27 protein-coding genes and 3 pseudogenes are annotated in these 25,720 nt (G+C 56.6%); 13 read left to right on the top strand and 17 right to left on the bottom strand.

Going from position 1 to position 25,720, the window contains the following annotated elements:
- Positions 1-66 precede the first annotated feature (66 nt).
- Positions 67-768 carry a hypothetical protein gene (locus tag HZS80_RS15955; protein WP_035561858.1) on the bottom strand — a complete coding sequence of 234 codons (702 nt, stop codon included), beginning with the start codon at positions 766-768 and terminating at the stop codon, positions 67-69.
- Positions 746-1,321, bottom strand: coding sequence for a helix-turn-helix domain-containing protein (locus HZS80_RS15950; protein WP_035561861.1), 576 nt, complete (start codon positions 1,319-1,321; stop codon positions 746-748). Before HZS80_RS15950 ends, HZS80_RS15955 begins: the two co-directional genes overlap by 23 nt.
- On the opposite strand from HZS80_RS15950, the gene HZS80_RS15945 reads away from it, so the two are divergent.
- Positions 1,320-1,862: a hypothetical protein gene (locus HZS80_RS15945; RefSeq protein ID WP_035561865.1), complete on the top strand. Its 543-nt coding sequence runs from the start codon at positions 1,320-1,322 to the stop codon at positions 1,860-1,862. The two genes, HZS80_RS15950 and HZS80_RS15945, sit on opposite strands and share 2 nt — an antisense overlap.
- Positions 1,863-1,867: 5 nt before the next feature.
- Here the strand turns inward: HZS80_RS15945 and HZS80_RS15940 are convergent, their stop codons facing one another.
- Complete coding sequence (locus HZS80_RS15940) at positions 1,868-2,200, bottom strand: DUF2274 domain-containing protein (RefSeq protein ID WP_035561868.1); 333 nt, start codon at positions 2,198-2,200, stop codon at positions 1,868-1,870.
- Positions 2,201-2,342: 142 nt separating this feature from the next.
- Here HZS80_RS15940 and HZS80_RS15935 point away from each other — a divergent pair, with 142 nt between their 5' ends.
- A complete protein-coding gene (locus HZS80_RS15935) occupies positions 2,343-2,960 on the top strand; it encodes a helix-turn-helix domain-containing protein (RefSeq protein ID WP_035561871.1) in 618 nt (205 codons plus the stop codon).
- 1,215 nt (positions 2,961-4,175) lie between these two features.
- Here HZS80_RS15935 and HZS80_RS15930 read toward each other — a convergent pair.
- Both HZS80_RS15930 and HZS80_RS15925 read right to left on the bottom strand, forming a co-directional pair.
- Positions 4,176-4,712 carry a hypothetical protein gene (locus HZS80_RS15930; RefSeq protein ID WP_035561874.1) on the bottom strand — a complete coding sequence of 179 codons (537 nt, stop codon included), beginning with the start codon at positions 4,710-4,712 and terminating at the stop codon, positions 4,176-4,178.
- Between the two features lie 195 nt (positions 4,713-4,907).
- Positions 4,908-7,262: a DNA topoisomerase gene (locus HZS80_RS15925; protein WP_035561877.1), complete on the bottom strand. Its 2,355-nt coding sequence runs from the start codon at positions 7,260-7,262 to the stop codon at positions 4,908-4,910.
- A gap of 459 nt (positions 7,263-7,721) precedes the next feature.
- Between HZS80_RS15925 and recD2 the strand changes: the two genes are divergently transcribed.
- The 5 genes from recD2 to HZS80_RS15900 all read left to right on the top strand — a co-directional run bounded on the left by recD2 (position 7,722) and on the right by HZS80_RS15900 (position 12,190).
- The gene (gene recD2, locus HZS80_RS15920; protein ID WP_045812304.1) at positions 7,722-9,896 is read left to right on the top strand and encodes an SF1B family DNA helicase RecD2; all 2,175 of its coding nucleotides are present in this window, start codon (positions 7,722-7,724) and stop codon (positions 9,894-9,896) included.
- Complete coding sequence (locus tag HZS80_RS15915) at positions 9,877-10,026, top strand: hypothetical protein (protein ID WP_157738123.1); 150 nt, start codon at positions 9,877-9,879, stop codon at positions 10,024-10,026. Before recD2 ends, HZS80_RS15915 begins: the two co-directional genes overlap by 20 nt.
- Positions 10,016-10,315, top strand: coding sequence for a hypothetical protein (locus tag HZS80_RS15910; RefSeq protein ID WP_179916629.1), 300 nt, complete (start codon positions 10,016-10,018; stop codon positions 10,313-10,315). The genes HZS80_RS15915 and HZS80_RS15910 overlap by 11 nt, the downstream gene beginning before the upstream one ends.
- A 78-nt stretch (positions 10,316-10,393) precedes the next feature.
- A complete protein-coding gene (locus HZS80_RS15905) occupies positions 10,394-10,717 on the top strand; it encodes a hypothetical protein (RefSeq protein ID WP_035561880.1) in 324 nt (107 codons plus the stop codon).
- 42 nt (positions 10,718-10,759) lie between these two features.
- The gene (locus HZS80_RS15900; protein ID WP_179916628.1) at positions 10,760-12,190 is read left to right on the top strand and encodes an IS1182 family transposase; all 1,431 of its coding nucleotides are present in this window, start codon (positions 10,760-10,762) and stop codon (positions 12,188-12,190) included.
- Between the two features lie 537 nt (positions 12,191-12,727).
- Here HZS80_RS15900 and HZS80_RS15895 read toward each other — a convergent pair.
- The 7 genes and pseudogenes from HZS80_RS15895 to HZS80_RS15860 all read right to left on the bottom strand — a co-directional run.
- Positions 12,728-13,333 (bottom strand): hypothetical protein, encoded by a 606-nt coding sequence (locus tag HZS80_RS15895; RefSeq protein WP_035557668.1) that lies wholly within the window; start codon positions 13,331-13,333, stop codon positions 12,728-12,730.
- A 4-nt stretch (positions 13,334-13,337) separates the two neighbouring features.
- Complete coding sequence (locus HZS80_RS24150; protein ID WP_045812329.1) at positions 13,338-13,637, bottom strand: HNH endonuclease; 300 nt, start codon at positions 13,635-13,637, stop codon at positions 13,338-13,340.
- Positions 13,631-13,825: a hypothetical protein gene (locus HZS80_RS15885; protein WP_179916627.1), complete on the bottom strand. Its 195-nt coding sequence runs from the start codon at positions 13,823-13,825 to the stop codon at positions 13,631-13,633. Before HZS80_RS15885 ends, HZS80_RS24150 begins: the two co-directional genes overlap by 7 nt.
- Positions 13,826-13,880: 55 nt before the next feature.
- Positions 13,881-14,756, bottom strand: a complete 876-nt coding sequence (locus tag HZS80_RS15880) for a helix-hairpin-helix domain-containing protein (RefSeq protein WP_235272580.1) — start codon at positions 14,754-14,756, stop codon at positions 13,881-13,883.
- Positions 14,757-15,210: 454 nt separating this feature from the next.
- Positions 15,211-15,594: pseudogene (locus tag HZS80_RS15875) on the bottom strand (YceI family protein); the annotation flags it as partial.
- Positions 15,591-16,541 carry an IS481 family transposase gene (locus tag HZS80_RS15870; protein ID WP_035557670.1) on the bottom strand — a complete coding sequence of 317 codons (951 nt, stop codon included), beginning with the start codon at positions 16,539-16,541 and terminating at the stop codon, positions 15,591-15,593. The pseudogene HZS80_RS15875 and the gene HZS80_RS15870, both read right to left, overlap by 4 nt.
- 57 nt (positions 16,542-16,598) lie before the next feature.
- A pseudogene (locus tag HZS80_RS15860) lies at positions 16,599-17,161 on the bottom strand (IS5 family transposase); the annotation flags it as partial.
- A 904-nt stretch (positions 17,162-18,065) separates the two neighbouring features.
- Here HZS80_RS15860 and HZS80_RS15850 point away from each other — a divergent pair.
- The 4 genes from HZS80_RS15850 (at position 18,066) to HZS80_RS15835 (ending at position 21,754) form a co-directional block, all read left to right on the top strand.
- Positions 18,066-18,812: a TVP38/TMEM64 family protein gene (locus tag HZS80_RS15850; RefSeq protein WP_052703828.1), complete on the top strand. Its 747-nt coding sequence runs from the start codon at positions 18,066-18,068 to the stop codon at positions 18,810-18,812.
- 484 nt (positions 18,813-19,296) lie between these two features.
- Positions 19,297-19,635: a hypothetical protein gene (locus tag HZS80_RS15845; protein WP_035557675.1), complete on the top strand. Its 339-nt coding sequence runs from the start codon at positions 19,297-19,299 to the stop codon at positions 19,633-19,635.
- A gap of 211 nt (positions 19,636-19,846) precedes the next feature.
- Positions 19,847-20,926, top strand: coding sequence for a YncE family protein (locus HZS80_RS15840; protein ID WP_035557678.1), 1,080 nt, complete (start codon positions 19,847-19,849; stop codon positions 20,924-20,926).
- Between the two features lie 105 nt (positions 20,927-21,031).
- On the top strand, positions 21,032-21,754 hold the full coding sequence (locus HZS80_RS15835; protein ID WP_035557681.1) for a cytochrome c biogenesis CcdA family protein: 723 nt from the start codon (positions 21,032-21,034) through the stop codon (positions 21,752-21,754).
- A gap of 134 nt (positions 21,755-21,888) precedes the next feature.
- On the opposite strand, the gene HZS80_RS15830 is transcribed toward HZS80_RS15835, so the two are convergent.
- The 5 genes and pseudogenes from HZS80_RS15830 to HZS80_RS15810 form a co-directional block, all read right to left on the bottom strand.
- Complete coding sequence (locus HZS80_RS15830) at positions 21,889-22,506, bottom strand: TPM domain-containing protein (RefSeq protein WP_035557684.1); 618 nt, start codon at positions 22,504-22,506, stop codon at positions 21,889-21,891.
- Positions 22,507-22,568: 62 nt separating this feature from the next.
- Positions 22,569-23,348 carry a TPM domain-containing protein gene (locus tag HZS80_RS15825; protein WP_035557687.1) on the bottom strand — a complete coding sequence of 260 codons (780 nt, stop codon included), beginning with the start codon at positions 23,346-23,348 and terminating at the stop codon, positions 22,569-22,571.
- The gene (locus HZS80_RS15820; RefSeq protein WP_035557690.1) at positions 23,345-23,965 is read right to left on the bottom strand and encodes a LemA family protein; all 621 of its coding nucleotides are present in this window, start codon (positions 23,963-23,965) and stop codon (positions 23,345-23,347) included. The genes HZS80_RS15825 and HZS80_RS15820 overlap by 4 nt, the downstream gene beginning before the upstream one ends.
- A gap of 74 nt (positions 23,966-24,039) precedes the next feature.
- Positions 24,040-24,138 (bottom strand): annotated as a pseudogene (locus tag HZS80_RS15815) (prolipoprotein diacylglyceryl transferase family protein); the annotation flags it as partial.
- A gap of 34 nt (positions 24,139-24,172) precedes the next feature.
- On the bottom strand, positions 24,173-24,484 hold the full coding sequence (locus HZS80_RS15810) for a hypothetical protein (RefSeq protein ID WP_179916626.1): 312 nt from the start codon (positions 24,482-24,484) through the stop codon (positions 24,173-24,175).
- A gap of 551 nt (positions 24,485-25,035) precedes the next feature.
- On the opposite strand from HZS80_RS15810, the gene HZS80_RS15805 reads away from it, so the two are divergent.
- Positions 25,036-25,389, top strand: a complete 354-nt coding sequence (locus HZS80_RS15805; protein WP_035557701.1) for a YHS domain-containing protein — start codon at positions 25,036-25,038, stop codon at positions 25,387-25,389.
- Positions 25,382-25,720 carry a DUF5676 family membrane protein gene (locus HZS80_RS15800; RefSeq protein ID WP_035557704.1) on the top strand — a complete coding sequence of 113 codons (339 nt, stop codon included), beginning with the start codon at positions 25,382-25,384 and terminating at the stop codon, positions 25,718-25,720. The genes HZS80_RS15805 and HZS80_RS15800 overlap by 8 nt, the downstream gene beginning before the upstream one ends.

The following is a 25,720-nucleotide window of genomic DNA, read 5'->3' as shown; positions in this document are numbered from 1 at the left end:
GGGATGCACTATAGGCGCTCCCCGTTGTGAGAGCTGCAACAGTCAGAACAGAGAGTAGTAACCTCTTCATGGCAGGTGTTCCTCGAGGGTGGTGACATCGTAGGGATAGGCGAAATGGGTCACTTCGATTACGTCAGGATGACTGTCCCGAACGCCAGCTAAAGAGGGGGTATGCGTAATGCCCAGCCGATCGAAATGCCATTCCTCTGCGAAGTACACGGCTTGGCCAAGATCAGACGCCAAACTGCCTGGATCTCCTGCTGTGACGATTACTGTTAGGTTGGCTGGGTGGCGGGCCTTTAACGTCATGGCCAGTTCACGCTGATCATCGGCTCGAAGATCAACAACGAGGAGCCAGTTCTCTGGCTGTATGTGCTTGAGGGGGTTGACCTTGGTGCCGGCCTCATAGATGACTCCCCACTGGTATGTACCATCGGGTTGCCGCTTCAAGGCTTCGATGTCTTCACCTAGCGTATAGGACGGATCTACGAAGTGAGTTTCGGTATGCTCGGCTATCGGGACGAACCAATCGGGGATGTCTCTCGTATGATTTTGAGCTTGCCCTGCTAGGTGCTCATTAACGGAGTCCCAGTCGACACCATGCGCCTCTGCCACGATCGCCAGCCGCATGTCGGGCTCTACGATTTCCCAAGTCGGGCCAAGTACACCTAGGTCCTGATCAGAGGCAAGTGCGGTAGTGGATAAAGCAGCTCCTAAGAGTGCTACCGATAACGCGGCAATTTTACTATACTGTACTACGGTTTCCATGTTTAAGACGTTCCAATCTGCGGTATACGCTGCGCTCGGTCATGTTCGCTGCGGCTGCGATCTCAGCGGGCGAAAGGCCTTCGCAGTGAAGGGCCAACAAGTTTTCATGAGACAGCTCAGTTCGAGCTGAGCGTTTGGGTAGGTCGATGAGGTGCGCTGAAGCCATCGAAGTGGTCTCAACGAAAGCCTCAGGGTCAATGTCGATTTCGTCGTTGAACTCTTCAGTGAAACCAGGGATCTGTTCAGCCATCAGATCAAACTGCTCAGCCCTGGGTTCGCTATCAGCCTGACCGGCTTTATGAACGGTCACTGGTAGGATGGTATGGCGGCGCCATGTGCTGACCGCGAGGAAAGCCGCCTCACCAGCATATTTCATGATCGCATCATGGGAATACGAAGGGTCATATTCCTTAGAAAACCAGGCAACGTATATTTCCTGCTTCATGTCCTCCTGCCATTGCCTGGGGATATGCAAACGGGCTGCCGTCCAACCAACAAGTCGCTGCATTTCAGAAGGCGGGTGACTTGCCAAATATTCATAGAGGTTAGTCATGCGTGACGCACTCCTGAACGACCTGATCAACACGCTCGAGAGGCATGGCTGCGAAATCAAGATCAGCATTCCGACAACCCGTGGGCGTGCTGAACGCAGCAAGACCGACAGTGACTTGGCTCGACATATTGCTACTCTGCGAGACGATTACGGCATGACTCTGGCCAAGATCGCAGAGCACCTGACGGGGAAACTTGGATGCTCTATTTCCGTGGCATCCATTCATACCTGGACAGGGGGAGCGGTCCCTCGAAAGGTCGGATATGACAAAGTGCTCAATGCTCTTAATGAAATAATGTCCGAGCACGTCGCTATCGAAGGCGGTGCTTGGGTCGATTCCAAAGAGATCAAAGCTACTGTAGAGCGCTGGATGGAAGTAATGACCCCACGCCAGATAGCCGTGGCTGCTGACGAGGCTGTTACCTCTGTGCGCAGTTGGGCTACAGGCAATCACCGTGTTCTGCGTACCAAGTGGAGACGTGTTGTTCCCCAGGTAGAACAGATGTGTGAGATCATCCAAGCGCAGCATATCGAGACCTAGTACCCTTATGCCTGGTGCTGCTCACGCTGATGGCTTTGTGCCTCAGCGTGAGATTCGGTTTCAGCTTCACCAGCTGAGGGGCTAGTTCCTGTGCCTCGTTCCTGTTGTTTTGCTTCCAGTTTTTTCTTTCGTTCCTCCTCTCTCAAGAACCGCTTGAATTCACGGTCTCTATCCATGACATTCGTGAGCATTAGGTCCACGAGATCGTTATTTGCAACTTTCTCGCCGAATGTCTGCTGATAAAGTTCTTTGTACAGTTCAAGGCGGCCAAGCGTTGACTCCGGCAACTGCAGCGGAAAGTGTTTTTTGGGATCGTGTTCAATACGGCCGATGAGCATTGCTTACTCCTGGGTTAAGATGTAGCGATGCAATCTTGCCGCTGAGCGTGCGGCGCTGGATAGGCAATAAGTATTAGAATTTGTTATCCGGTATAGTTCTATTTGACTAGATGACATACTGACGTCATATGGGGAGAAAAACTTGGATCAGGGAAAAAATGATAAAGACCTACAGAAGGTCATCGACGCAGGAATCCGTAAAGGGGGTTCAGGCCCTAAGGATGGCCAGAGGGGAAAGCCCAAAGGGCCAAGAACTGACTACCTGCAAATAGAGCCGGAAACGCCTGGCTATAAGTTGGTTCAGGTTATCTTCGAGAAAGCTGTTGGCGAAGGGCTGGCTTCCACAGACCTAGCCGACCACCTTGGCATTGCGCCGAGCACTCTAAGCCACTTGAAAACTGGACGTAGGCTTGCCAGTAGCCTGGGCCGGGATGTGATTGAAAAGTTTGCAGAGTTTCTGAACTATCCGGTGCTTGCGGTTTTGATCCTGGCCGAGCAGGTACATCTGTCTGACTTTTACTCGCCCCGAAATGATCTGGATCGCGCCATTGATCGGGCACTCCAGTTTATGGCTGACGATCCAGAGTGGGGAGGGATGATGCCCAAGGACCTTGAAGGCGCCTCAACGCATATGAAGTTATGGAGTGTGTGGATGTATGAACGCGCTACAAAGACCCGCCTTATTACGGGTGGGGTAGATTACCTGGACCTGCTCAAGAGCATGGATGAATTCAGGGGGGAATATCCCAGTCAGGAATAGGGTCTTCCCTTTCCAAGAAAATGATGCAGTTGCCGTGGCAGTGGTGAGCGTAGCTTTGAAACCGCGGTGACTAGGCATGCCTTAGGCCAGGGACAGGGAACATCCCCCGAACTACCCTGATTTGATTATAAGTCCGTGAATCGTTCGAGTTATACGGCGCGGTCGCTCCGGCTATCTTCGCCCATCTCAATAAAAGATAGTTTACGAGCATCTCTGGAATTGCATATAAACGACTAATTTTAGGCGGTATTCTGTGTTAGCGCGTATCTATTTTAGAAGGTTTTTCTACAACTTTTTGAATGGTTTTATGTGCGGCCTGGTGTGCTTTCTTGTTGTGTTCACCGTTGCGGTTATTCGTTGAGTCAACGAGAGCACATGAGCCGCTACGCGGCTGAATAAGAGCCAGGCCACGACACGCCTAGATTTGCTATAGTTAAAGCCGGAAAAACGCCCCAAGTCACTTCGTTTTGTTAGAGCAAGCAGGACTGCTGTGGGAGAGCAAGCGATCTTTCTTCTGCTGTCCACGAAAAGCACATGGGCCGCTTCGCGGCCTATCACGAGGCAAGCCTCGAAACGCCTAATATTTGCGATTTCTAATTCCTTAAACCGCCCCGATTCAACTTCGTTCTAGCCCGCTATTGTCTCCTCATGCTCACGCATCGAAGGCGCCAGCATAGAGCGCGGTGGCATGGCCTTCCCACACCCCGACAAGGACGTTTTCACCGTTGCTGCTCACGCATCGAAGGCGCCAGCATAGAGCGCGGTGGCGTGGCCTTCCCACACCCCGACAAGGACGTTTTCACCGTTGTTGCTCACGCACCGAAGGCGCCAGCTTGGTCAGCAATGGCGCGCTTGGGATCTCATATATAAGGGAATACATATTGTATTAGGAGGTGCTTTCATGGAGGTTGATTCCCGTATGGGGTATTACCTCTCCCCCACCCTCTCATACCTACCAGCGCGGTCATTTAGTAACTGTCATCCATCCCCCGTACAAGGATACCCAAAGGGTGGTTGCCCATGGGTATAGCTCTCCGTAGGAAGGAGTAACGCGCATAGCGAGTACACATATAATGGGTGAGATGCATCATGGTGCGTTCACCATTACGGTGAACATCTAAGCCCGCTTGAGGCCAGTTCAGCGTCTCAAAAACGGCTTGTAGAGTGACACTCCCAGCCATAGAGGAATCAGTTGGTGCGCAAAAAAAAGAGCGTCTAGCTGTCCTCTTTGCCGCCATGTTGGCCTAGCTCTGGTCGATAGTGACGTGCAGTACCAATGGCCTTATTGATGCGCTTCAAATGGTCGATGAAGCGTGCCCTACGTTCGATCAGCACGAGAGCTTCTGCTATCAGTTCCCGTGCCTCTTGAGGTACAGATTTCGCTCTTGCTGCTACCCCTGGTCGCTGTATTCTCACAGCATGCCAGGTTGATGGAGAATGCCGGCTATGCTGTTGTCGGTTGACCCATTTACGCCATACCGGGTGAGGGCAACCGAGGCATCCATAACCACACCGACTAACATCTAAAAGTACCGCACCATGGGTGCGTGGTTGGGCTTCTCTGATGCGTTCAACGATGTCCAGTAGTTGCCTTGTGTACTCCCCCATAATTGCATCTATATCTGCCGTCAGTGCGCCGACCATTAGCTCGGCCTCGTGAGCTAGTACCTCTCTATCAACTGTACGGCGTGAGCGACGTTGATTAGTGCTTTCAACCAGTAGTTCATCGTCGTCTTGGTGGGCTTCATGCATAACGGTTCCTATCGTCTCCTATCAATCTTAAAGGATATTTTCTGTGTGCTTTAAAGGTGGTGAGCGGGTACGTCTGGCAGGTGTTAAATTGAACGCCTTCCTTGGCGAGGGATTGTCTTGTTCGGTAGCTTTTGATGTGATCGTACTTGTGCCCTTGCCCCGCCCAAGGGGTGCCCGGCCTACCTCTCGGCGCGGCTAGCGTGGGTGCTCGTTTAGGAACACGCGGCACTCTTGTATTGAGGTGCGGGCAGCCTCGGGTAGCGTTACTTTGTAGCGCTTCGCTGCAGACTCAGCAGCAGCTATCATTCTCGCGGTCGGTGCCTGGATCTGCATGTACTTGTCGATGAATGTTTTACACTCCCTGAAGGAGGTCAGCTCTCCATTCAATGTCACCTCATTCTCATCCGCTAAGCGCATCGCCAAGGCCTTCATCTTGTCAGTGGGTGGCGGTGTTTGCTGCATTACTTCGTCCAGAAATGAGCGACACAGCTCGAAGCTCTTTTCGATGCCTTCTGGTAGCGTGAGACTGCGAGCTGCAGCTAGCTTTCGTGCAGCAGAAACCATGTTCTCTGTGGGGCCATTGGCCGTTGCCAAAACAGCCTCGGGTGCATTGCCCATGATGTCGATTGCCTCTTTGATACGGGTGGTGATGAAGTCGCGTTGAGCGGTTATAAAAGTGTCACGGGCATGCTTTGCCGCTGTGTCGTTGGGTGCATTCTGGATCGCATCGAGCTGGCGCTCCCAGGCGGCTGTCACACGCACATCGGAGAGTTCGGAGGGGGTGTTATCGATGAATGCGCGGCCTCGCGGGGTGGAGACAATAAGCAGCTGTTTGCCCTTACGCTTGGTGGTTATGTATTCACGATCAAACAACGTCTGCAAAACGGTATCCCGAGTGGCTGGAGTGCCTATCCCTTCAGCTTTTCGGAGTGCTTCTGCATCTTCACCATCGACGTGCCGGCCTGCATTGAGCATTGCGCTCAGTAAGTCGTGCAGCGTGAAGTGTTTGGGCGGCTCTGTGCGTGCCTCATGAAGCCTTACTGCCTCGACGGGAGTGTTAGCGCCGGTCACCAGTGGCGGCAGGTCTTTCTGCTCTTTGTGGGCCTCGAAAGCAGTCATCCAGCCGGGGTCAATGATGCGTTTGAAGGTGCCAGCAAACAGCGCTGGCTGTCGCTCAATCACGTCCTCAACATCTATGCTGGCGCGGACACTCAGGGACTCGACGGTAGCGGCTGGTAGGAGGGCCTGGATGAATTGTTTTGCGCAGGCCAGGTAAACCTTTTGCTCGGCCTCAGTGCGTTCTGACAGGTTCGGTGTCTTGCGCGTTGGGATGATCCCGTGGTGGTTCATGGGCTTGTCGGTAAAACAGCGTGGACGTGGCGCCTCGGCACCCTCCATGCAATGTCGGCGTCCAGCTTGCCGAGCTGGCGTCATGAGCGTGTCATCAGCCTTTGCTGCGCCTCCCAAAATGGCCAACAGATCGGTCCGGTTATAGAGGCTTGCGGGCAATTCTCCATGCTCTGTTCGGGGGTAGGTCAGGTAACCATCGCTTCGCATTGAATCGGCTGCTTTCAGCGTCTGTGTGGCCGTGAGGCCGTACTTTTTTGACATGTCTCGCTGAAGCGCTGTGAGGCTGTATGGCAGCGGTGGATGTTTGGCTGTTTGCTTTGTCTCGGCCTCCAGAATGGCGGCGTTATCGACGGTCTCTAAGCGCTTGGTGAAGGCCAACATGGCAGCCCTGTCCAGGAACATTGGCTTGCCGTCATCCTGCAGTTGGATGCTGCTGGCGCCAGCTATTGGGGTGGCTGGAGAATAGGTCAGCTCGCCCCCGCCCAGGGTAATCTTTGCCTGGTAGTGATCGACGGGAATAAAGGCTTCGATTGCGCGATCGAGGGTAACAACAAGCCCAAGGGTGGCGGACTGTACGCGGCCGGCCGACACGAGCCCTGCCTTGCCCTTGCCTTTGGCTAAATCGCTACCCATAAGGCCCATGCGTGCGGTTGCCGTGTATGCACGGACAAGGTACTGCCAGAAGCCATCCGCGTTGGCGCGGGCCTGCTGAGCCCGCCAGAAAGATATGGTTTCTCCGGCGTTCCTGAGGCGCTTGGCCGCGGCCTGAACATCGGCCGCTTCCATAGAGCCGGTCAGCCACATCCGCTTCACCGAACCGCGGTACTTAGCGTATTGCAGGATCTCGTACCCGATGGCTTCGCCTTCGCGGTCTGGATCGGTGGCCAACCATACTTCTGTTGCTTGAGAGAGTTCTTTTTTAAGGTTTCCCAGGTATTTCTTACCGCGGTCGGTAGGCGTCTGAGGAAAGGCGGTAGGTAGGGGCAGAAGACTGCGGGGATCGCGCCAATTGGCCTCTGGGCTCACCTCGGAAGGCTCAACAGGCGCCAGCAAATGCCCAGCGGCCCAAACTAAGGTAAGTGTGATGCCATTCCAGGTGCCGGTGTAGGCGTTGCCGCTGCGCGTAAGACCTAAAGCAGGGGCTATTTTGTCGGCCTGGTCGGAGTGTTTCTCACACAGAATGAGTGCTCGTGATGTCATCCTGAAGGTCGTCCTTCGGTAGAGGAAAGTAAGCGGAATAAGCACCGCTCAGAAGCAAACCGACAATACGATGTCTTTCATCTCTAAAGTGTATTGCATTATTAAAAAGTGTCGTCTAGTATAGCAACACATAGGCATCGGAAGCAGCTTAACAACCCTCTGCCGAACGAATTAAGCGGATTGCGCCCGCTATCTCCTCTCTCCCCTGACACGGCTTCGGGGATGCGCATTAGCCGTCTGGTCGTCTCGGTAACGGGGCTACCGGAGAGCCCTCTGAGTTAGCCCTGATCCGGCTTCTCTCTCACTCTCAACTCAGAGGGCTCCCCAGTAGCAGATCCAGAGTTTGTAGTCGGGCGCGGCCCGGGCGTGCTGACAATCCACGCTCCCCAGTAAGAGCCTGTTTCCCTGTACCTCACCCGGCCTCCCCAGCCGGGTTTTTTTTATTTGCGAGGGCGATCCATGGACAACCTTGAGGAATTGAGCGGCGTGATCAGTGCCGTTCGTTTCGTAGGTGAAGAGGGATTTCAGATCCTGACTGTGCGCGATGCTCAGGAACAGGAGGTAACGCTGGTGGCTGTATGTCAGCCGCTCAACGAGGGGGAGTCTGTACAGGCCCGCGGCACTTGGGGCACGCATCCTAAGTTCGGCAAGCAGTTCAAAGCCGATCGGCTCATCACGCAAATACCTCAGGAGTCCAAAGCGCTGGGTGCATACCTTGCGAGTGGCAAGGTGGCCGGCATTGGCCCCAAGTTCGCTGCGCGGTTGGTCGCCCATTTCGGTGATGGGCTGCGCGACGTACTCGGTGACGAAAAGGCCTTACGGGCTGTGTCAGGCATCGGTAAGAAGAAGGCAGTGGGGATAGCGGCGAGCTGGAATGAGTACCAAGAAGCGCGTGATGCATTGATCTTCCTGCAGGGGCATGGTCTGGGCGCTTCACGTGCAATGTCGGTCTTTCGCCAGTTGGGCCAGGAGACCATTGCGAAAGTATCCGCCAACCCCTACCGCACCTTATTGAAGACTCGAGGTATAGGGTTTCGTATAGCCGATGCTATGGCTCAATCTCTTGGCTTCGAGTTGACCCACCGCGATCGACTCATTGCGGGGCTTCGCCATGTCGTTGATGCACGATCAGCCTCGGGGCATACCCTGGCAACCTCGGATGAATTGGCCTCGGAAGGCGCGCAGCTCCTCGGGGTCGATGTAGCACGCATGGCCTCGGTTGTTGAGCTGCTGCTGGCGCATGGAAAACTTATAAGTGTTGAGAGCGGGCTAGTTGGCCTGCCTTCGCTGGTGGAAGCCGAGAGAACCATCGCCACAGCGTTGCTGGCGCGTGCGGTGCTTTGGAATGGCTGCAACCTAGTCCGTGTTAATGGTGAGCTGTCGGATGGCCGGGTGCTCAGTGATGAGCAGCGCCAAGCATTGGAGGCCTGCCTTGCGTATGGGGTGGCTGTGCTTACGGGTGGGCCGGGGGTGGGGAAAACCACCGTGACTGAGGTGCTGGCGCAGACACTGGACGATGCTGGCCTTGAGCTGGCGCTGTGTGCGCCAACTGGCCGTGCCTCTCGGCGAATGTCGGAGGCAACCGGGAGGCCGGCGTCTACTATTCATCGTCTCCTGGGCGCTGGCGCCAGCGGCTTTGAGTTTAATGCTAGCAACCCGATCGAAGCGGATGTAGTGATCATTGATGAAGCATCGATGGTCGATGTGCCGTTGTTTCTGGCTCTGGTGGTGGCGCTGCCTGACCACTGCCGACTGTTCATCATCGGTGATCAGGATCAATTGGCCTCGGTTGGGCCGGGAAACATTCTTCGCGATGTGATCGGTTCGGGTGCTATCCCAGTGGCACGTCTTCAACAGATCCGGCGACAGGGGCCTGGCTCGCAAATTACTGTCCAGGCGCACGCCGTCAACCAGGGCAATAGTCCTCAATCGGTGCCAGATAGCGACTTTGAGATTGTCGAAGTGCCGGAAGGCGGTGACCCCGAGCTGGTGTGTCGTGTGACATTGCGGGTGGCCACTGAAGACATGCTGGCGCGTGGCTTCGATCCTCTTTATGAAGTGCAGGTGTTGACACCCATGCACGGTGGTCCGGTCGGAACCCGTGCTCTCAATGAAGCGTTACGAAGCTATCACGTCCCGGGCGATCGGGGCTCGGTGACGATCCATGGGCGCCAATGGGCGCCAGGAGACAAGATCGTACAGACCGAGAATGACTACAACCGTGATGTCTTTAATGGTGATCTCGGCTATGTAGTGACGGCAGACGCTGAAGACAAAACCGTGCTGGCGCGGTTTGAGGATAGAGAAGTGCTGTTCACCAGTGACGCGCTCGGCAAGCTGCAACTGGCCTATGCAATGACAGGCCACAAGGCGCAAGGGTCCGAATTCCCGGCCGTGGTCATTCCTCTAGTGCGATCGCACTGGCACATGCTTGAGCGACAGTGGCTTTATACAAGCCTCACTCGTGGAAAGCGCCGTGTCGTACTGGTTGGCCACCCTTCTGCTATCAAGCGAGCCGTCAACCATGTCACCGGCCAGCGCCGGCTCACCTCACTACCGCTTTGGTTGCGCCAGCCGGCCCTATCAGTATCACCAACCCATAAAGGAGAGAGCTATGGCCAAACGAGCGCTTGAAGTCGCACAGCAGAAGAGACGTGCTCCCCAGGATCGCGGCGAGCCAAAAACCGCCTGCATTCAAGGCTGGCTAAACCGCAACTCCCAACCCGGGAACGCAGAGGCGACTTTAACCGGAGGTGTGGCATGAGCAGCTTCATCGCCATTCTCTGGGTCGGCGCTCTCGCGTATGCCGTCTTCCTCGCTGTATTGCTCATTCTCGGCCGGGGCAATCTCAAAGATCGTCGCTTTCTAATTCACTGGATGGTCGCTTTCTAATTCACTGGATGGTCGCTTGGTCGGCGCTGCTGGCGCTGACGATCGGTATACGAATGGCTGCGGCGGAGCCTGACCAGCCGCCTCCCTCTGCGCCGCAGTTGGGAACGCCGATGACCGTGGTCACCTCGGAAGGCGGTGAATCCGAACCGGAGACGGACTAGAAAAGCTGTTTACCCCTGCCCTCTTGGTGAGGGGGCTAGGGAGAGTCGGCAGTGTGTGCTTTGTGGAGAGTCAACGTAATGAGCAATCAGTCACCGACAACACACTTCATTGAGATGGTGCCACATTTGCTGGTGCTTGCCGGCGCGATCGCGCTGCTGCAGGTGCATGCGATTCAGTTTTGGACGGAGTTTGTAGGTCCAATGGGCTGGGCCTGGGCTGTTCTCCTAGAAGTCGTTGCATTGTGGCTCTGGTATCAGCGCCAGCTGGCGCGGCGAATGCTGACCATGGTCGCCAGCGTGCTTACGCTTACCGGCCCCATCTATATGGTTTGTGAGCCTCTGGTAGAGGAATGGCTGTCGGCATCTCACGTCGACGCTGGCCGAGGCTGTGTGAAAACGTAGCTGTCGCTATACTTTCCCCATGACAGATCGTGGGAGGTACCGATGAAACGTTTCGTCGCAGGTGAATCCCGGTCCCAAGCTACGTTGTTTCCTGAACTCCTGGATGATTTCGTCTCTGAAGACAATCCGGTTCGGGCCATTGAGGCTTTCGTGGACGCCCTCGACCTCAAACAGCTGGGTTTCAAAGGTGTTGATCCCCATGCCACGGGTCGGCCCGCCTATCACCCCGCTGTACTTCTAAAAATCTATCTTTACGGTTACCTCAACCGCGTGCAATCCAGCCGCCGACTTGAACGTGAAACGCAGCGGAATGTTGAACTCATGTGGCTAACGGAACGTCTCGCACCAGACTTCAAAACGATTGCCGATTTCCGCCAGCATAATGGCAAGGCGATCCAAGCCACCTGCCGAGACTTCGTCTTGATATGTCGACGTCTGGGACTCTTTTCACAATCAGTGATGGCTATTGATGGCAGCAAATTTAAGGCAGTCAACAATCGAGACCGCAACTTTACCTTGGCCAAGATGAAGCGACGCGCAGAGGAAATCGACAAAAGTATTGAGCGTTATTTACGCCAGCTCGACGCAATGGATCAAGGCTCCGCTGTGGTCACAGAAGCACAGACGACACGCTTGAAGGAAAAGATCGCCTCCCTCACAGAAGAAGTTCAACAACTGCAATCTATTGAAATTCAAAGAACCGAGGCACCTGAACAGCAAGTTTCTTTGACAGACCCAGATGCTCGCTCCATGACAACACGAGGGACGGGAATCGTGGGCTACAACGTCCAGACGGCTGTCGATAGTCGGCATCACTTAATCGTCGCCCATGAGGTTACCAATGTCGGCAGTGACCGGCGTCAGCTTTCCCGGATGGCCAAGCAAGCCCGCAATGCTAGCGGCGTCAGTGATCTCCACGTCGTGGCTGATCGCGGTTACTTTACAGGGGAGGAGATTCTTGCGTGTCACGAGGCCGGTATCACGACATATCTTCCCAAGCCCAAAACCTCGCCGAGCCAGGCCAAAGGCATGTTTCCCAGAGAGGCGTTCCGTTACGTGCCCGAACGTAATGAATATCGCTGTCCCGCGAGAGAGCGACTGGTTTGGCGCTTCAAGAACGTCGAAAAAGGCCAGACGCTACATTGCTATTGGAGTTCGGCCTGTCCGAGTTGCTTAATGAAGTCGCAGTGCACCACGGGTATCAATCGGCGCATCAAACGCTGGGAACACGAAGAGGTACTGGAGGCGGTAACCTCACGTTTGGATCAGACGCCGGATATAATGCGCATCCGACGTCAAACGGTTGAGCATCCCTTTGGCACGTTAAAAGCATGGATGGGGGCGACGCACTTCCTGACTAAGCGCCTTAAGAACGTCAGCACGGAAATGAGCCTTCATGTACTTGCTTACAACATGAAACGCGTCATGAATATCCTTGGCACCAAGGGTTTGATCCAGGCGATGCGGGCATAGGGCCTTGATGCTGACCTGGCTCTGCCATACCTGTAGTAGCCAATAGCGCTTGTTAGTAAGTTCTACCTAGGCTTTATCTCGCTCGACTAACTCAGATATTGGCGGAATGAATGAAGGCGCTCTGAACTGCCTTGCTGGCCCGTTAGTGGTGCCAAAACGGCTAAGCACTGTAATCGCCAACTGATTTTGGGTTTTCACACAGCCTCGGCCAAGAGCGGACGCTTAGTGAGCCCAGATGTAAAGAAACCTTGGTTTTCTTTACATCCTGAACCATGTTGGCATTTTAAATGGCATACTACGCCACGGTGCCCAGCGGATAGGCTGCATAAGGCCTCTGCATGGCTTCAGCCTGACATGAGAGCGCTTTATCCTTTATCTTGATTTAAGGCGGCGCAAAGAGCTACCTATATAAGCCAAATGCAGAGGTATTGTTATTACAAGAAGAACAAAAAATGCAACGAAAACGAAAACATGAAGCCACAAAAATACATAGTTTATGGCAAGAAAAAGAAATATTCTAAAAATTATCATCCCTTGCTACTCTTGATTGATACAATTCTTCAAAACTTCAACAACTGTTTTAAAGCTGCTTGAGTGATAGAATGTATCAGCGGGCTGCCCTTCTACAGCAAGGAGGGATGTATCACCTATTTCATGATCGTAAGCATATACCAATATTTCCCCCTGATTGTCGTAAAGGTATATTTTTCCGTCAGACTCTCTACCCAAATAATACAAACAACCTAAATCTATTGGCTCTTCAATCTCACCTGCCTTTTCTATGTAGTCTTCCCTTATTAAAGAAAAAGCTTCTTCAAGCCGGTCGTTACATGAAAAAATCTCGAATATATTTTCAAACTCTTTCTTCCCTAAAACCTCTATCACTTCGCCGAAAGTCTCAGCCATTTCTTTATGAGCAGGATTATGTATTTCCGTTGGCTCGCGTGGCGGCGGCCTACAGATAGCTAATACCATTCCTTCTTCTTCTAACAGCCAAAGCGTCTCCCTCCCTTTTTCGAACTCCTTTATTGATATACTGCTTGATTTATTTGAGCTGACACTTATTTTTTTTAAAAAGTCACTAACATCGACACTTTTCACGAGCGTCAAGTTTTCGCCATTGTAAAATATACTTTCTGACATTTTATCACCTATATATTTTTTTGATCTCTCTTACCAGGGCCGCTCCTGAGTACTTAAGAGCAAGCTGATCTATTTTCGCACTTTTGGCATTGTTACAAGGCGCACACATGGCCTGCAAGTTGGTTATGGCGTTGCTTCCGCCATGTTTTTGAGGAATGATGTGATCAACTTGAATACGGGAAGTAGGAAAAGTACTTTTGCACCCAGCACAGGCATGCTCGTCCTGTTGGTACCGGCTTAAATAAATTTTTCGATACCCACTCCCTGTTTTTGAGTTAATTGTATTTTGTGCAATCTTCAACATTGACTTAAGCATTGCATAACCTCTCCACAGCGGGTTTTATTGATCCATGCGTTTGTTATATCGGCAATTTGTAATGATACTTTAGGAAAAATTCCCGTTTTCTTATCATAGAAACATCCTCTTGCAGCCTTGCTATTAAAAATAGGCTGATAAGAAAGCCCAAGAATCACCGCCACTAAGTAACCCATAAATACTCCGATTTTTCATCTTCCGTGCTATCTAAGCAGCAAGTAGGAAGGCTGTTTAATTAGTCGAGCAAACTAGCTCGCTTTCTTCAATATCACGCACGCTTGCAGCCCCCAGACCACTTATGCGTGTTAGCTCACCGACGCTCCCCCAGGGTCGGATGTCGATGATCTGTTCTGCCCTGGCTGGCCCAACATTTGGCAACTCAGCCAACTGCTCTGCGGTCGCTTCGTTAAGATCAATGCAGTACAACTCTTCATCTACAGCCTCGTATACGTTGCCATTGAATGTCACCAATTCAAGTTCAGCATCACCAATAGCAACCCATACAGGCGCATGATCAGAAACAGTGTTGCGCACGGCAATATGCTCACCCGGTAGCAGATTTGGAAAGCGGATGATGCCACTAGCGGTAATCGGCGCACTGTCGTCGTGCCAGATGTTGTCGTAGAGGTTGGTCCATATCCCGTTACTCATACCAAGTGTCGTAGCACCTTCGGTGATAGCGGGAGTAACACCAATTTTTAGCAGCGCTGACCAGCCTGAATGATCTGGCGGCAGGTTGAAGTCACCCATCAGCAGGCGTGGCGTATCCGGGTACACTTCTTCCAGCCACTGCCAATAGTCAGCCAATGCTTCAATTTCCGGTAGTCGGTCGCTGATGCTATCGCCGTACAACACATGCACTGTAGCAGCGGCAAATTGATGCCCATCCTCCAATGCGGTGAACTTGGCTGAATACGGCTCGCGGGCAAATACGTCGCGGCTATCAAGAAACACAACTGCGCCGCTGTCGTACTCAATTTCGCTTTCACGCCACAAAAAACCATAGTGCTCACGGTATGATGAGCGTCCCAAGTCATCGCTAGCCATGCTCGACCAATTCTCACCACTGACAGCCTCTACAGCCTCCTCTAGCTGTACAAGCGCCATAGGATCCATCAACTCCTGTACGGCCAGAAAATCAACATGTTGAGCGACATGAGCTACTTCCGCTATGGCTTTGTCGTTATTCCACCCCAAGTGGCGAATATTTTTTGCCGGAGCGCCCCAACCAGGCCTCCTGTCTGTCATTTAGAACGAAGCCACTTGGTATCAGTTAGACAGGTGCACCTACTACCTACGTCCCGCACCACGTTCCATCAACTCTCGCCTTCGTAAGCTGCTGGGACGCAGAAGGTGGAGGGAATACTGCAATCGCAATTGGTAATGTTTTGCAACATCCAGATTCAGCTGTACCGCCTAACTTCTGAGTAGCTCAGGGTTCGCTATTGGTGAGAGTATGAAACCAAGAAAAACCAGCCGACACTGTCAGCTGGCTCTTGTTGCATGAACTATCGGCTGATGCCGTAGCTCAGTCTTGAAGATATAAAGTACCTAACCAGGCTTATTGGCGAATACCTTCAAGCACAACATATAACTCGACTTCATGCATGACTTCGGGGAATTGGCTCATATCGATACCGTAATCAGCCAGCTCCAATGTGGTGCTCCCCTCGAAGCCTTGACGGTAGTTGCCCCAAGGATCTTCACCGCCACCAATATGCGTGACATCCAAGGTCACTTCCTGGGTCACACCATGTAGGGTCAGATCACCGGTCAGCTTACCTTGATCTTCGCTCGTAGGCTCGAAATCGGTTGATGCGAAGCTCGCCTGGGGGTACTCGGAAGCACTTAGAAAATCACCGCTGAGGATGTGCTTGTCCCGTTCGGCATGGCTGCTATTGAGGCTCTCCACATCGACATTGAGGTTGATGCTTGAGGCCTCTAGGTGTTTGGTCCCGTGAAGTAGTGGTTCGGGTCGTCAAAAAACCTCTCGGGCTCTTTCTGCCATTGCTCAAGGATGAATCCAATCGGTGTCTTGCCCTTGTGCGCCCTGAGTGGCCGGGCACTGTTATAAGCCCATAGATAGTCCTTCAGATGGGACTGCAACTGCTCCAGGGAGGTGTAATGGAACGCCCGGGTCGTCGCCTCCTTGATGGTGCGATTCATCCTTTCCACCTGCCCGTTGGTCCAGGGGTGGAAGGGCTTCGTCAGTCGGTGCTCGATGCCGTGGCGGTAACAGACGACATCGAAGATATGCGGTTTGTAGGCCTCTGTCCCGGCTTTCTTCGCGAACTGTACCCCGTTATCCGTCAACACCGTATGGGCGCGGTAAGGCAGGGTCTGCAGCGTGTCCTCGAGAAAGTCAGCGGCGATCTGCCTCGTCATCTTCCGGTATAGCTGTGCATGAACGAACTTGGACGTTCGATCCACGGCGACGAACAGGTAGGCCTTGCCCTCGCCGGTACGGATTTCGCTGATATCGATGTGCAGGTAGCCAATCGGGTAGCGCTTGAAGAGCTTCTTCTCGCGTTTCTGGTCGCCAGTCCTGGGTAACTGGCTGATGCCGTGCCGCTGGTAAAGCCGATGCAGACTCGAGCGGGTGAGCGAAGGGATCTGTCGTTGAAGTGCATGAAGGCAGTCATCGAGGGGCAGCAGGGTCTTCTGCCGGAAGGTAATGGCTGCAACTTCCTCCAGGGGCGTCAACGACGTGGAGCGAGGAGCACGGGGTCCCATACGCGTATCTTCAACGGTATCCCGGCTGCGCCACTTGCGTACGGTCTTGGGGTTGATGCCGTAGCGACGGCTCAGTGTCGCGGCCGACTCCGTCGATCGCTGTATTTCTGCTCGGATGGCGTGCGTGGTCGTGGCGCGTTGATGAAGAACCTGAGCCATGGATCATCCTCCGATAATGGTTCGTAAGGTAGACCATTACTCTTCGGGACCACACACGTAAGCCTTGTCTGCATGAAGCTTTCGAGGGCGCTGTCGAGGCCGCCCTGGTCGGCCCGACGACACTGGCTGCACGCTATCGAGCAAGGCCGCCAAAGGGACACTGTCGTTCATGTTGGCTCCCGATAGCAGAATGGCCAGAGGTACCCCCTGACGATCGGTCAGAAGATGGCGCTTTGTACCGGGTCTTCCTCTGTCTGTCGGGTTGGGGCCGATGGCTGAGCCCCCTTTTTTGCCTGTATGGATGCGCTGTCCATGCAAGCCCGCTCCCAGTCAAGCTGTTCAGCGTGGTGCAGGTGTTCCAGCAGTGTCCGATGTAAACGCTCCCAGACGCCCGCCTCGTGCCAGTCACGCAGTCGTCGCCAGCAGGTCACACCCGAGCCACAGCCCATCTCCTGGGGCAGCATCTCCCAGGGAATGCCCGAGCGCAGCACAAACAGGATGCCCGTCAAGGCTGCGCGATTGGAGATGGGAGGCCGGCCACCGCGTGGCCTGGGCGTCGGTGGTGGCAGCAGTGGCTCGACAATGGACCAGAGTTCGTCGGATACGATTTTCTTAGCCATACCGAAAATCTAGGAATGACTGAAGGGGTTTTCAAGGTTTTGAAAGGCACTCTTAGTCATTCGCATCTCTTTCACTCCTTTCACGCAATTAACCAATATCAATACTGAACAAAAGTCAAAATATTCCCACAATCTACCGCCATGAATCAAGCATAAAGACGTCCCACTTTCCCCCTTTACCCTTCTTCAGAAAATGGCTGTGCTTCCACACCCTTTAGGCCAACAACAATCAACCCCCCAATGTTCAGCGCCATTTCAGCTTGGCTGCGCAGACTGACAGCTGACAAGGGTCAAGAAAAGAATCCTTAACCACTTCCTCACTTTACCCTTGAGCAACCCATAGGTTGTATCCTGATAACAAGCTCGCATTCGCAACGTGGCGATAGGTTGACGGCAGACGGCAAAGGACAGCGACGATGAACAGGCTGGTGCTGTTCATGCCACAGGCAGGAATCACCTGAAGCCCCCTCTTCTGAGCTGCACAGGCTATAGTGCCTGGGCTCATAGAATCACCGCAGCACCGTTGACTACACGGTAGAGGCAGGAGAGCCAGACGACTACCGAGGGGCCGCACTGGATTCCACCCACCGAAGACGTGGATCCCGTGTGTGGCAAAACCGTCAGTACCGAACAGGCCAAGCCGAGTGTTCACGATGGCCATGACTACTTTTTCTGCTCCCGTGACTGCCATTGAGGACGAGCAGGACAAAACATGCGCCGCTGTGGGTGCTCGGCGTGAAGGTGCCACTGGCGATTGCCACCGCCCTGGGGCTTCGTCCACTGAAGCAGGCACAGCATGAGGAAAGCGCTCGGGCTTTGATGGCATCTGCCAGCCGGCTGTCATTCATCCCCAAGGAGGCCGAGTGGGTGCAACGACAAGCGTGGGAGATCGGGATTGGAAAACATGGCCAGGCAGAAGAAGCCGGAAGACGGCGCCCCTTCCCGCTTATCCCAAGCCTCGAGGCGGCGCATCCTGTGTGGCGTTGGGCTGCTTGCCGCCTTCCTTGCCACCACCCTGCTGCTGTGGCGCACCGGGACGCTGGAAACCCTGCTGACCGGCGACACCCTCGAGCAGGCAGTGATACGGCTTGGCCCGTTGGGGCCGGTCCTGGTCATCGGCCTGATGACCCTGGCCATCGTCATGAGCCCGATTCCCAGCGCCCCGATAGCGCTTGCCGCCGGCGCGGCCTATGGCCATGCCTGGGGGACGCTCTATGTCGCCATCGGCTCCGGCACGGGGGCGCTGATCGCCTTCTCCATTGCCCGCCTGCTGGGATATGACGCCCTGAGGACCTGGTTGGGCGTGCGCCCTACTCCAAACCTGCTACACCGTTTCATCGGCTCGCAGAATGCCCTGATGGTCGCGGTTTTCGCGACCCGGCTGATGCCGTTCCTGTCCTTCGACGTCCTCAGCTACGCGGCCGGCCTCACCCCCCTCAAGGCCTGGCGCTTTGCCGTCGCGACGCTGCTCGGGATCATTCCGGCGAGCTTCCTGCTGGCGCATTTCGGTGACGAGCTCGCCTCCAGCGATCTGCGCCGCGCGGGCCTCACGGTGCTCGCGCTCGGCACCATCACCCTGCTCCCCCTGGCCTGGAAGGCGGCTCCGGCGCGCTATCGCGCGACCGTAAGGCGCTGGCTGCATCTCGGGTAGCCGAGTCTCAGCCCCGCCAAGCGCCCTGCTTGAAGCGTCAATGATGGGGTTCTGGCATGGGGTACGGGGACGCCTAACCCGGCATGCCTAGCCGACATCCCAATGACATGACGCCCCAACAGGCTCCGCCCATTCAGGGTTGGTTCAGCTTTGCCATCTAGGCTAGGGGTGAGCCTCACAAAACCGGAAATTGCATGACATCGATCAAGGTTCGGAGCTATCCGCAACCCTGGTGCTCCCCACTCGCTTGACCTTTGCGTTACCCAAGGGCTTTAGGCTTCGAGCAAATCGGCGGCTTCCCAGCGTCCAGGTATCGCCAGAGGCCTAGGGCCGGCGACGGCATCAAGGATGCCCTGGGCCGAAGGGGGAGTAGATCAGTATCGTCATTGCGATCAGCTCGGTGTCGGTGGCGGGCAATGCTCCGCACTTCCACCAGATGTGGATCTACCCGTGCATGACGAAATGGCAGAAGGGAGAGTTTCGTATGTCAAAGAACGAACACCGCCTCGGCGTCTCCGAGGTCAATCTAGTGACTCGCAAGCTGAAGCTCGAGCCCTGCGATCAGGATGAGTTACGCGTCGCCATGGACGAGATCGATGGGCTATACGGGCTCGAGCGAGTCACCTATGACACCGAGAAGCACAAGCTCAGTATGGCCTATGATGCGACGCGGCTGTGCATCGACCATATCGAGGCGATCCTCGCCTGGCACGCCATCGAGATCAGCCATGGCTGGTGGACGCGCTTCAAGGAAGACCACTACCGGTTCGTCGACCAGAACATCAAGGACAATGCCAGCAAGGAGCCATGGAGTTGCCATTGACTGCTCTCTTCATCGCCGCCGCAGCCATGTCGTTCGGCTCGGTATCGGTGATACGACACTCCCTGCGCTCGAGCCAAATGAGGATCTGACCACGAGGTCTGTCGATGGCTATTGATCGATGTCGATCTCATCGACGTTTTCCATAGCCCCGACCGTCTGCTGACGGTCGCCCACGCCCCACAGGGGCCTCAATACTTAGGACATGTCTCTCATGAAGAACTCTCTGCACAGTTCTTGGCTGGCTAGTCTCATGGCCGGCATCGCCCTCGCAGCCTCAACGACCGCCCTGGCGGCGAGCGACCGGGCCTTCGTGCCGATGGGGACGGCAGATGCCGTGGGTATCATCGACCTGGAGCGTCAGGAGGTGATATCGACCGTGACCGATACGATCAATACGCACGGCTCCGCCCTCACTCCTGACGGACGACACCTCATCGTGGGGAGCCTTTCCCCGCAGGATGCCGGTCGCGAGATCGTTCGTCCCGAGGGGGTGACGGAAGACGAGCACGCGGCCCATCATGGCGATGGCGCAACGACCTCCCCGGAGGAAGCGAGTACCGGCCTGCTCTACGTCGTCGACACGGCCACGAGCCGCATCGTCAGAACCCTGGAAGTGCCAGGGGCCGTGCATCATGTGCTGGTCACGCGAGACGGGCGTCATGCCGTCTCGACCCACCCCACGGGCGGAGGCATCAGCATGGTGTCGCTGGATAGCGGCCAGGTCATCGCCTCCCTGGCCACGGGGCCGAATCCGAACTACCTGGTTCAGCACGAGGAGGGGGGTAGCATACTGGTCAGCAACGCCGGTAACGGCACCATCAGCGAGGTGGATCCTCAGCACTGGTTCGTGCGGCGCAACATGCGCGTCGGCGGGAACCCGGAACACATGGTGCTCTCGAAGGACGGTAAATCCCTCTACGTCAACGATCATGCCGGGGGCCGCGTCCTGGCGGTGGATCTGACGACAGGCAGTGTGGCGGAGGATTATGAGATCGGCACGGCGCCTCACGGCATCGACCTGAGTCCGGATGGCCAGACGCTCTATGCGACGAGTCAGGGCGACAACCGCCTCGTCAGGATCTCCCTCGAGGAGGGCACACGGCATGCCGCCGAGCTGGCACCGGCCCCCTACCATCTCGCCGTTTCGCCCACCGATGGGCGGGTGCTGGTCACCAGCCGCGACGAACCCCACCTGTGGATCATCGCCCCGGACACCCTCGAGGTGTTGCAGACCGTGGAGCTGGGGGGCATCGGTCACCAGATATCTCTCGGGGCATCGCCTTCCAGGTGAACCAATGAGTTGGTGACCGCGAAGTCTGCTTCCGCACCTAGGCCGGCGACCCTGACGATCGCCGGCCGATAGCCATTCCCTTCATTTCACCCAGGTAGAAGCTCTGTGGAAACGCTCTCCTCCATCGGCCTGATCGGCGCCCTCTTCGGCGGGCTGCTGTCGTTCTTCTCGCCCTGCACCCTGCCCTTGCTGCCCGCCTATCTGTCGGTGGTCACCGGCGGCAGTGCCGGCAAGGCGGATCGGCGCTTCGAGGCGTTGCTGCTCAGCACCTTCTTCGTCTTCGGCTTCAGCGTGGTCTTCATCCTGATGGGCCTGGGGGTCACCAGCATCGGCCAGCTGCTGCGTGGTTATCGCCAGGAGCTCAACTGGATCACCGGCAGCATCGTCATCGTGCTCGGCCTATTCATGACGGGCGTGTTCCGGCTGCCCGTCCTGCAGCGCAGCTTTCAGTGGTCGCCCGAGCTGAGAGGGGGCTCTCCCATGGCGGCGACCTTCTTCGGCATCTCCTTCGCCATCGGCTGGACGCCCTGCATCGGCCCGATCCTGGGGGCGATCCTGATGGCCACCTCGACCACCGCCAATGCCCAGGCCGGCATGCTCTACCTGGCGACCTACTCCCTGGGCCTGGCCCTGCCCTTCCTGGCCAGCACCCTGCTGCTCAACAGGTTCAGCCACTACCGGGGCCGCCTCGGTAAGTGGAGTGCCTATGCCCGACCAGTCGCCGGAGTGATCCTTATCCTCATGGGGTTGCTGATCGTCTCCGGGACGCTCACCCGGCTCTCCAGCATCCTGGTGGACTGGTTTCCGGCCCTGGCCACAATCGGCTGAGGGCGTTGATCGACATCCAACCGTCGAGTCTCCTGCGACTTCTCAACGTATCGCCCCACGTGTTCCGTGTCAGACGGCGGCACCTCTGCCGGGGAGAAGCACTCGTCATGCCCCGGTGCATGGGCAGATGAGGGTCAATCCAGCACGATCAGATGATTGGGCAGTTCGTTGCGCTCGTGGGTGGCTGGTACCTGCTCCTTGAGATGTTCGCCGCATGCCTCGATGCACGCCAGGAAACCCCGCAGGGTCTCACCTGCCTTCACCTGCTGGGTGAACGCCGCCACGATGGATTGCCAGGTCTCGTCGCTGATACGTGCCGAGATGCCCCGGTCAACCAGGATTTCCACATACCGCTCGGCTTCGGAGACGAAAATCAGCATCCCCGTTCCCCCCTCGGTGTGGTGCAGCTCCTGTTCCAGGAACTGCCGCCGGGCGAGGTTGGCCGCCCGCCAATGACGAACCGATCGCGGGATCAGCCGGGTGGTGATGGCGGGGATGCGAAACACCAGTCCCAGCACGATGAAGGTCGCCCACTGCACCAGCGTCAGCTCGTAGGCCGTCAACCAGCCGGGAAAGTAATTGACCGCACCCGGTACCACCAGGGCCAGCAGGCCGGCCCAGAGCAGCGGGATATAGGCATAGTTGTCCGCTCGCGGAGCCAGCACGGTGACCAGCTCGGCATCGGTGTCGCGTTCGACCCGATGAATCGCCTCGGCTACCTGGCGTTGCTCGTTTTCACTCAGTAAGGCCATGGGGGTTGTGATCTCCGAATCCTGATTGTCATGTCGGTGTCGCCACCGGCGGGAAGGCTGGCTTACCAGCCGCCGGAAGCGCCGCCGCCACCGAAGCCGCCGCCGCCACCGCCGAAGCCGCCGCCTCCGCCGAAACCACCCCCGCCGCCGCCGCGCGACCTGCCGCCGAGCGCACCGCCCAGCAACATGCCGGCCAGCAGGCCGCCGCGACCGCCCCGTACCAGCGTCATGACGATGACGAACATCACGAAGAAGAGAATCGATGCCGGTCCTTCAGGTCCCTGTTCCCGAGCCGGGGCGCTGGCGGTGGCACTGGTGTCCATGGGCTCGCCACCCAGCACCTGGATCATCGCCTCCACGCCCTCGGTGATGCCGCGGGCGTAGTCGCCCTCACGGAAGGCCGGCGTCAGGGTCTGGTTGATGATCACCGAGGACTGGGCGTCGGTCAGTCGACCCTCGAGGCCATAGCCGACCTCGATGCGCACCTTGCGCTCCTTCGGCGCGACGATCAGCAGGGCGCCGTTGTCCTCCTCTTGCTGGCCGATGCCCCAGTGGCGCCCCAGCTGATAGCCATACTCCTCGATGGTGACGCCCTGCAGGTCCGGCAGGGTGGCCACCACCAGTTGCTCGGTGGTGGCTTCTTCGTGGGCCGCGAGCCTCTCGCTCAGGCGTGATTCGGTGGCCGGATCCAGCAGCCCGGCCTGGTCCACCACACGACCGGTCAATTCGGGAAAGTCGAGTTCCTGTTCCTCAAGCTCCTGGGCCTGGAGGCCTTGTGCCTGAAGGCCGAGGCCCCCCGACAGCAGCAGCGCCAATAGCGGGATGCGCAGAAGATCGCTCATTCAAACTCCACCTGGGGGGCCTGGTCCGCGTTCTCGGTCGTGGCTTCGAAGGTCTCGCGCAGCGGCATGTCGCTGTAGAGGATGCTGTGCCACAACCGCCCGGGGAAGGTGCGGATCTCGGTGTTGTAGCGCTCGACCGCGGTGATGAAGTCGCGCCGCGCCACGGCGATGCGGTTTTCCGTACCCTCCAGCTGGGACTGCAGGGCCAGGAAGTTCTGATTCGACTTCAGGTCGGGATAGCGCTCGGACACCGCCATCAAGCGGCTCAGTGCCCCGGTGAGTTGCTGCTGGGCCTGCTCGAACTGGCGCAGCTTTTCCGGGTCGTCGAGCGACTCGGCGTCGATCTGGATGGACGTGGCCTTGGCCCGCGCCTCCACCACGGCGGTCAGGGTCTCCTGCTCCTGGCGGGCAAAGCCCTCGACCGTCTCGACCAGGTTGGGCACCAGGTCCGCGCGTCGCTGGTACTGGTTCTCCACCTGCGCCCAGGCCGACTTCACCTGTTCGTCATAGGTGGGGATGTTGTTGACGCCGCAACCCGTCAACAGCATCGCCATGATCAGCACAAGGACAAACCGCCAGACGCGAGGGTCGGGAAGCGTGGTGTATCTCGTCAGCATGGGGTCAGTCATCCCTGTCATTGCGAATCGATGAGGTCCAAGGTACAGCTCAGCTTGATGCGAAGGAAGCGATGCCATGCCGCCACGAAGCCGACAACGTACATCAGGCCATACCAGTGAATCTGCACCGGCCCGATGGCGATGGCAACCGGATCGATCTGAGGATACTGCAACCGAGGTTTGCAGCGCCATCTGACTTGATCTGGATCAATCGACAGGATCCGGTTCTGGGCTATATGGTGGGGACATAACCTGCCACAGGAGCCCTGCAACATGGCCAGGCATGCCCTCTTTCCCAAGCATTCCACGCGGCCTGACGTCGCCTGGCCGCGCCTTGGGATGGGCATCCTGCTGGGCATGGTGCTGGTGCTTCTCTTCAGTGCCGCCACGGCGGCGCCTGTGCCTTCCTCGACCGCGTTTGGCCAGGTTGGCGTCGAGTTTCTCTCGGACACGCACTCGAGCGCCGAACGCATCGACACGGAACACCCTCGGCCGCGCTGCCACCATGGCGCTCGCCATGCCGGCAGTGCCCTGTTGCGCCTGGAACGCCAGGACCTCGAGTGCAAGCTTCTTCCCTTGAGCATGGCTGCCCCGACCATAGCGCCCCGGGTTGTCACCGCCAGCGGCACGCCACGTGCCCTTCCCGCCCCTTCTCCGGTTGCAGTCTACCTGTTGAGCCAACGCTTCAGAGTCTAAGTCATCCCCATTTCCCCAGCCCCACGACTCCAGACGGATACGCGGGGAGATAACTCGTGCCCGCCCTCGTATCGAACCAGGCGACTGCCGGAGTGGCCGCTGTGCGTGCAGAGACTCTTCCCACCAGACTTATCAGCATCTCGAGCTATAAACCACTGCCAGGCGTCGGGGTGCTTCGCTTTTCAGCGTCAATTCAGTTTCGTTGCGTATGCTTTGAGACACTCCGCGAAACCGAGAGGCGTAGGGCAGCGACTCCGGCCTTGACCATTGTGTCACACATAGGCTCTAGCCTTTCTCTGGACAGCTTCTCGGCATAACGAAGAAGGCGGCCGATATGACACGGGTCCCGATAATGAAATAGCAGGAGAGAGTCCATGAACGAGCTCGTATATTTCATGCTCTGGGCGGGAATCATCTTTCTGATGATGCGCTTCGGCTGCGGTGCTCACGTGATGGGTCATGGTCGTGGCAAGGCCAAGCATGGCGAGGGGGCATCAGAGAGGCAGGCGACCACCGAGAGCCTGCGCTGGATTCCGCCAGCCGAGGACGTCGATCCCGTCTGTGGCAAGACCGTCAGCACCGAAAAGGCCAAGTCGAGCGTCCACGAGGGCCATGTCTATTACTTCTGCTCACGTGACTGCCGAGAACGCTTCGAGGCCGCGCCCGAGCAATATCTCGCCGCTGAAGCCATGAGCCCGCCCGCCCAGCCGGAGAATGAACATGCCTGATGCCGATGTTCCGCCGACAGCCAAGCCGCATTACGGAACCCGCTTGCCGGTTCAAGCCGTGCCGCGGATCCCGGTGATCGCACTGGGTATGAGCCTGGGGCTGTTTCTGGCCGTGACCTTCATCCTGTGCGTCGGCTTCGGCCTGCTGTTTCCCGACCGGGCGATGTATGAGAGCTGGCTGCGCCTGCTGCCTGGCTTCACCTGGTTGAGTTGGCCAAGCTTCTTCCTGGGCCTGGCTGAAAGCTTCGGCTACGGCTGGTACGTGGCCCTGGTCTTCGGCCCGCTCTACAACTTCTTTGTCACACGCCTCAACCGGCGCAGCGGAGCGTAG

It is taken from the genome of Vreelandella glaciei (assembly GCF_013415125.1).
Lineage (GTDB): Bacteria > Pseudomonadota > Gammaproteobacteria > Pseudomonadales > Halomonadaceae > Vreelandella > Vreelandella glaciei.
The sequence above is the reverse complement of the archived record's forward strand: the minus strand, read 5'-3'. Positions and strand labels throughout refer to the sequence as shown.

Bases quoted from the DNA above. Each gene is read 5' to 3' on its own strand.
- HZS80_RS15825 (WP_035557687.1), bottom strand. From the start codon at position 23,348: ATGAGCGATCTTCTGCGCATCCCGCTATTGGCGCTGCTGCTGTCGGGG.
- HZS80_RS15805 (WP_035557701.1), top strand. From the start codon at position 25,036: ATGAACGAGCTCGTATATTTCATGCTCTGGGCGGGAATCATCTTTCTG.
- HZS80_RS15895 (WP_035557668.1), bottom strand. From the start codon at position 13,333: ATGTCAGAAAGTATATTTTACAATGGCGAAAACTTGACGCTCGTGAAA.
- HZS80_RS15900 (WP_179916628.1), top strand. From the start codon at position 10,760: ATGAAACGTTTCGTCGCAGGTGAATCCCGGTCCCAAGCTACGTTGTTT.
- HZS80_RS15870 (WP_035557670.1), bottom strand. From the start codon at position 16,541: ATGGCTCAGGTTCTTCATCAACGCGCCACGACCACGCACGCCATCCGA.
- HZS80_RS15830 (WP_035557684.1), bottom strand. From the start codon at position 22,506: ATGGCCTTACTGAGTGAAAACGAGCAACGCCAGGTAGCCGAGGCGATT.
- HZS80_RS15820 (WP_035557690.1), bottom strand. From the start codon at position 23,965: ATGCTGACGAGATACACCACGCTTCCCGACCCTCGCGTCTGGCGGTTT.
- HZS80_RS15810 (WP_179916626.1), bottom strand. From the start codon at position 24,484: ATGGCGAGCGCCATGGTGGCAGCGCGGCCGAGGGTGTTCCGTGTCGAT.
- HZS80_RS15845 (WP_035557675.1), top strand. From the start codon at position 19,297: ATGTCAAAGAACGAACACCGCCTCGGCGTCTCCGAGGTCAATCTAGTG.
- HZS80_RS15885 (WP_179916627.1), bottom strand. From the start codon at position 13,825: ATGGGTTACTTAGTGGCGGTGATTCTTGGGCTTTCTTATCAGCCTATT.
- HZS80_RS15840 (WP_035557678.1), top strand. From the start codon at position 19,847: ATGAAGAACTCTCTGCACAGTTCTTGGCTGGCTAGTCTCATGGCCGGC.
- HZS80_RS24150 (WP_045812329.1), bottom strand. From the start codon at position 13,637: ATGTTGAAGATTGCACAAAATACAATTAACTCAAAAACAGGGAGTGGG.
- HZS80_RS15930 (WP_035561874.1), bottom strand. From the start codon at position 4,712: ATGCATGAAGCCCACCAAGACGACGATGAACTACTGGTTGAAAGCACT.
- HZS80_RS15940 (WP_035561868.1), bottom strand. From the start codon at position 2,200: ATGCTCATCGGCCGTATTGAACACGATCCCAAAAAACACTTTCCGCTG.
- recD2 (WP_045812304.1), top strand. From the start codon at position 7,722: ATGGACAACCTTGAGGAATTGAGCGGCGTGATCAGTGCCGTTCGTTTC.
- HZS80_RS15955 (WP_035561858.1), bottom strand. From the start codon at position 768: ATGGAAACCGTAGTACAGTATAGTAAAATTGCCGCGTTATCGGTAGCA.
- HZS80_RS15915 (WP_157738123.1), top strand. From the start codon at position 9,877: ATGGCCAAACGAGCGCTTGAAGTCGCACAGCAGAAGAGACGTGCTCCC.
- HZS80_RS15905 (WP_035561880.1), top strand. From the start codon at position 10,394: ATGAGCAATCAGTCACCGACAACACACTTCATTGAGATGGTGCCACAT.
- HZS80_RS15880 (WP_235272580.1), bottom strand. From the start codon at position 14,756: ATGGCGCTTGTACAGCTAGAGGAGGCTGTAGAGGCTGTCAGTGGTGAG.
- HZS80_RS15800 (WP_035557704.1), top strand. From the start codon at position 25,382: ATGCCTGATGCCGATGTTCCGCCGACAGCCAAGCCGCATTACGGAACC.
- HZS80_RS15950 (WP_035561861.1), bottom strand. From the start codon at position 1,321: ATGACTAACCTCTATGAATATTTGGCAAGTCACCCGCCTTCTGAAATG.
- HZS80_RS15945 (WP_035561865.1), top strand. From the start codon at position 1,320: ATGCGTGACGCACTCCTGAACGACCTGATCAACACGCTCGAGAGGCAT.
- HZS80_RS15850 (WP_052703828.1), top strand. From the start codon at position 18,066: ATGGCCAGGCAGAAGAAGCCGGAAGACGGCGCCCCTTCCCGCTTATCC.
- HZS80_RS15925 (WP_035561877.1), bottom strand. From the start codon at position 7,262: ATGACATCACGAGCACTCATTCTGTGTGAGAAACACTCCGACCAGGCC.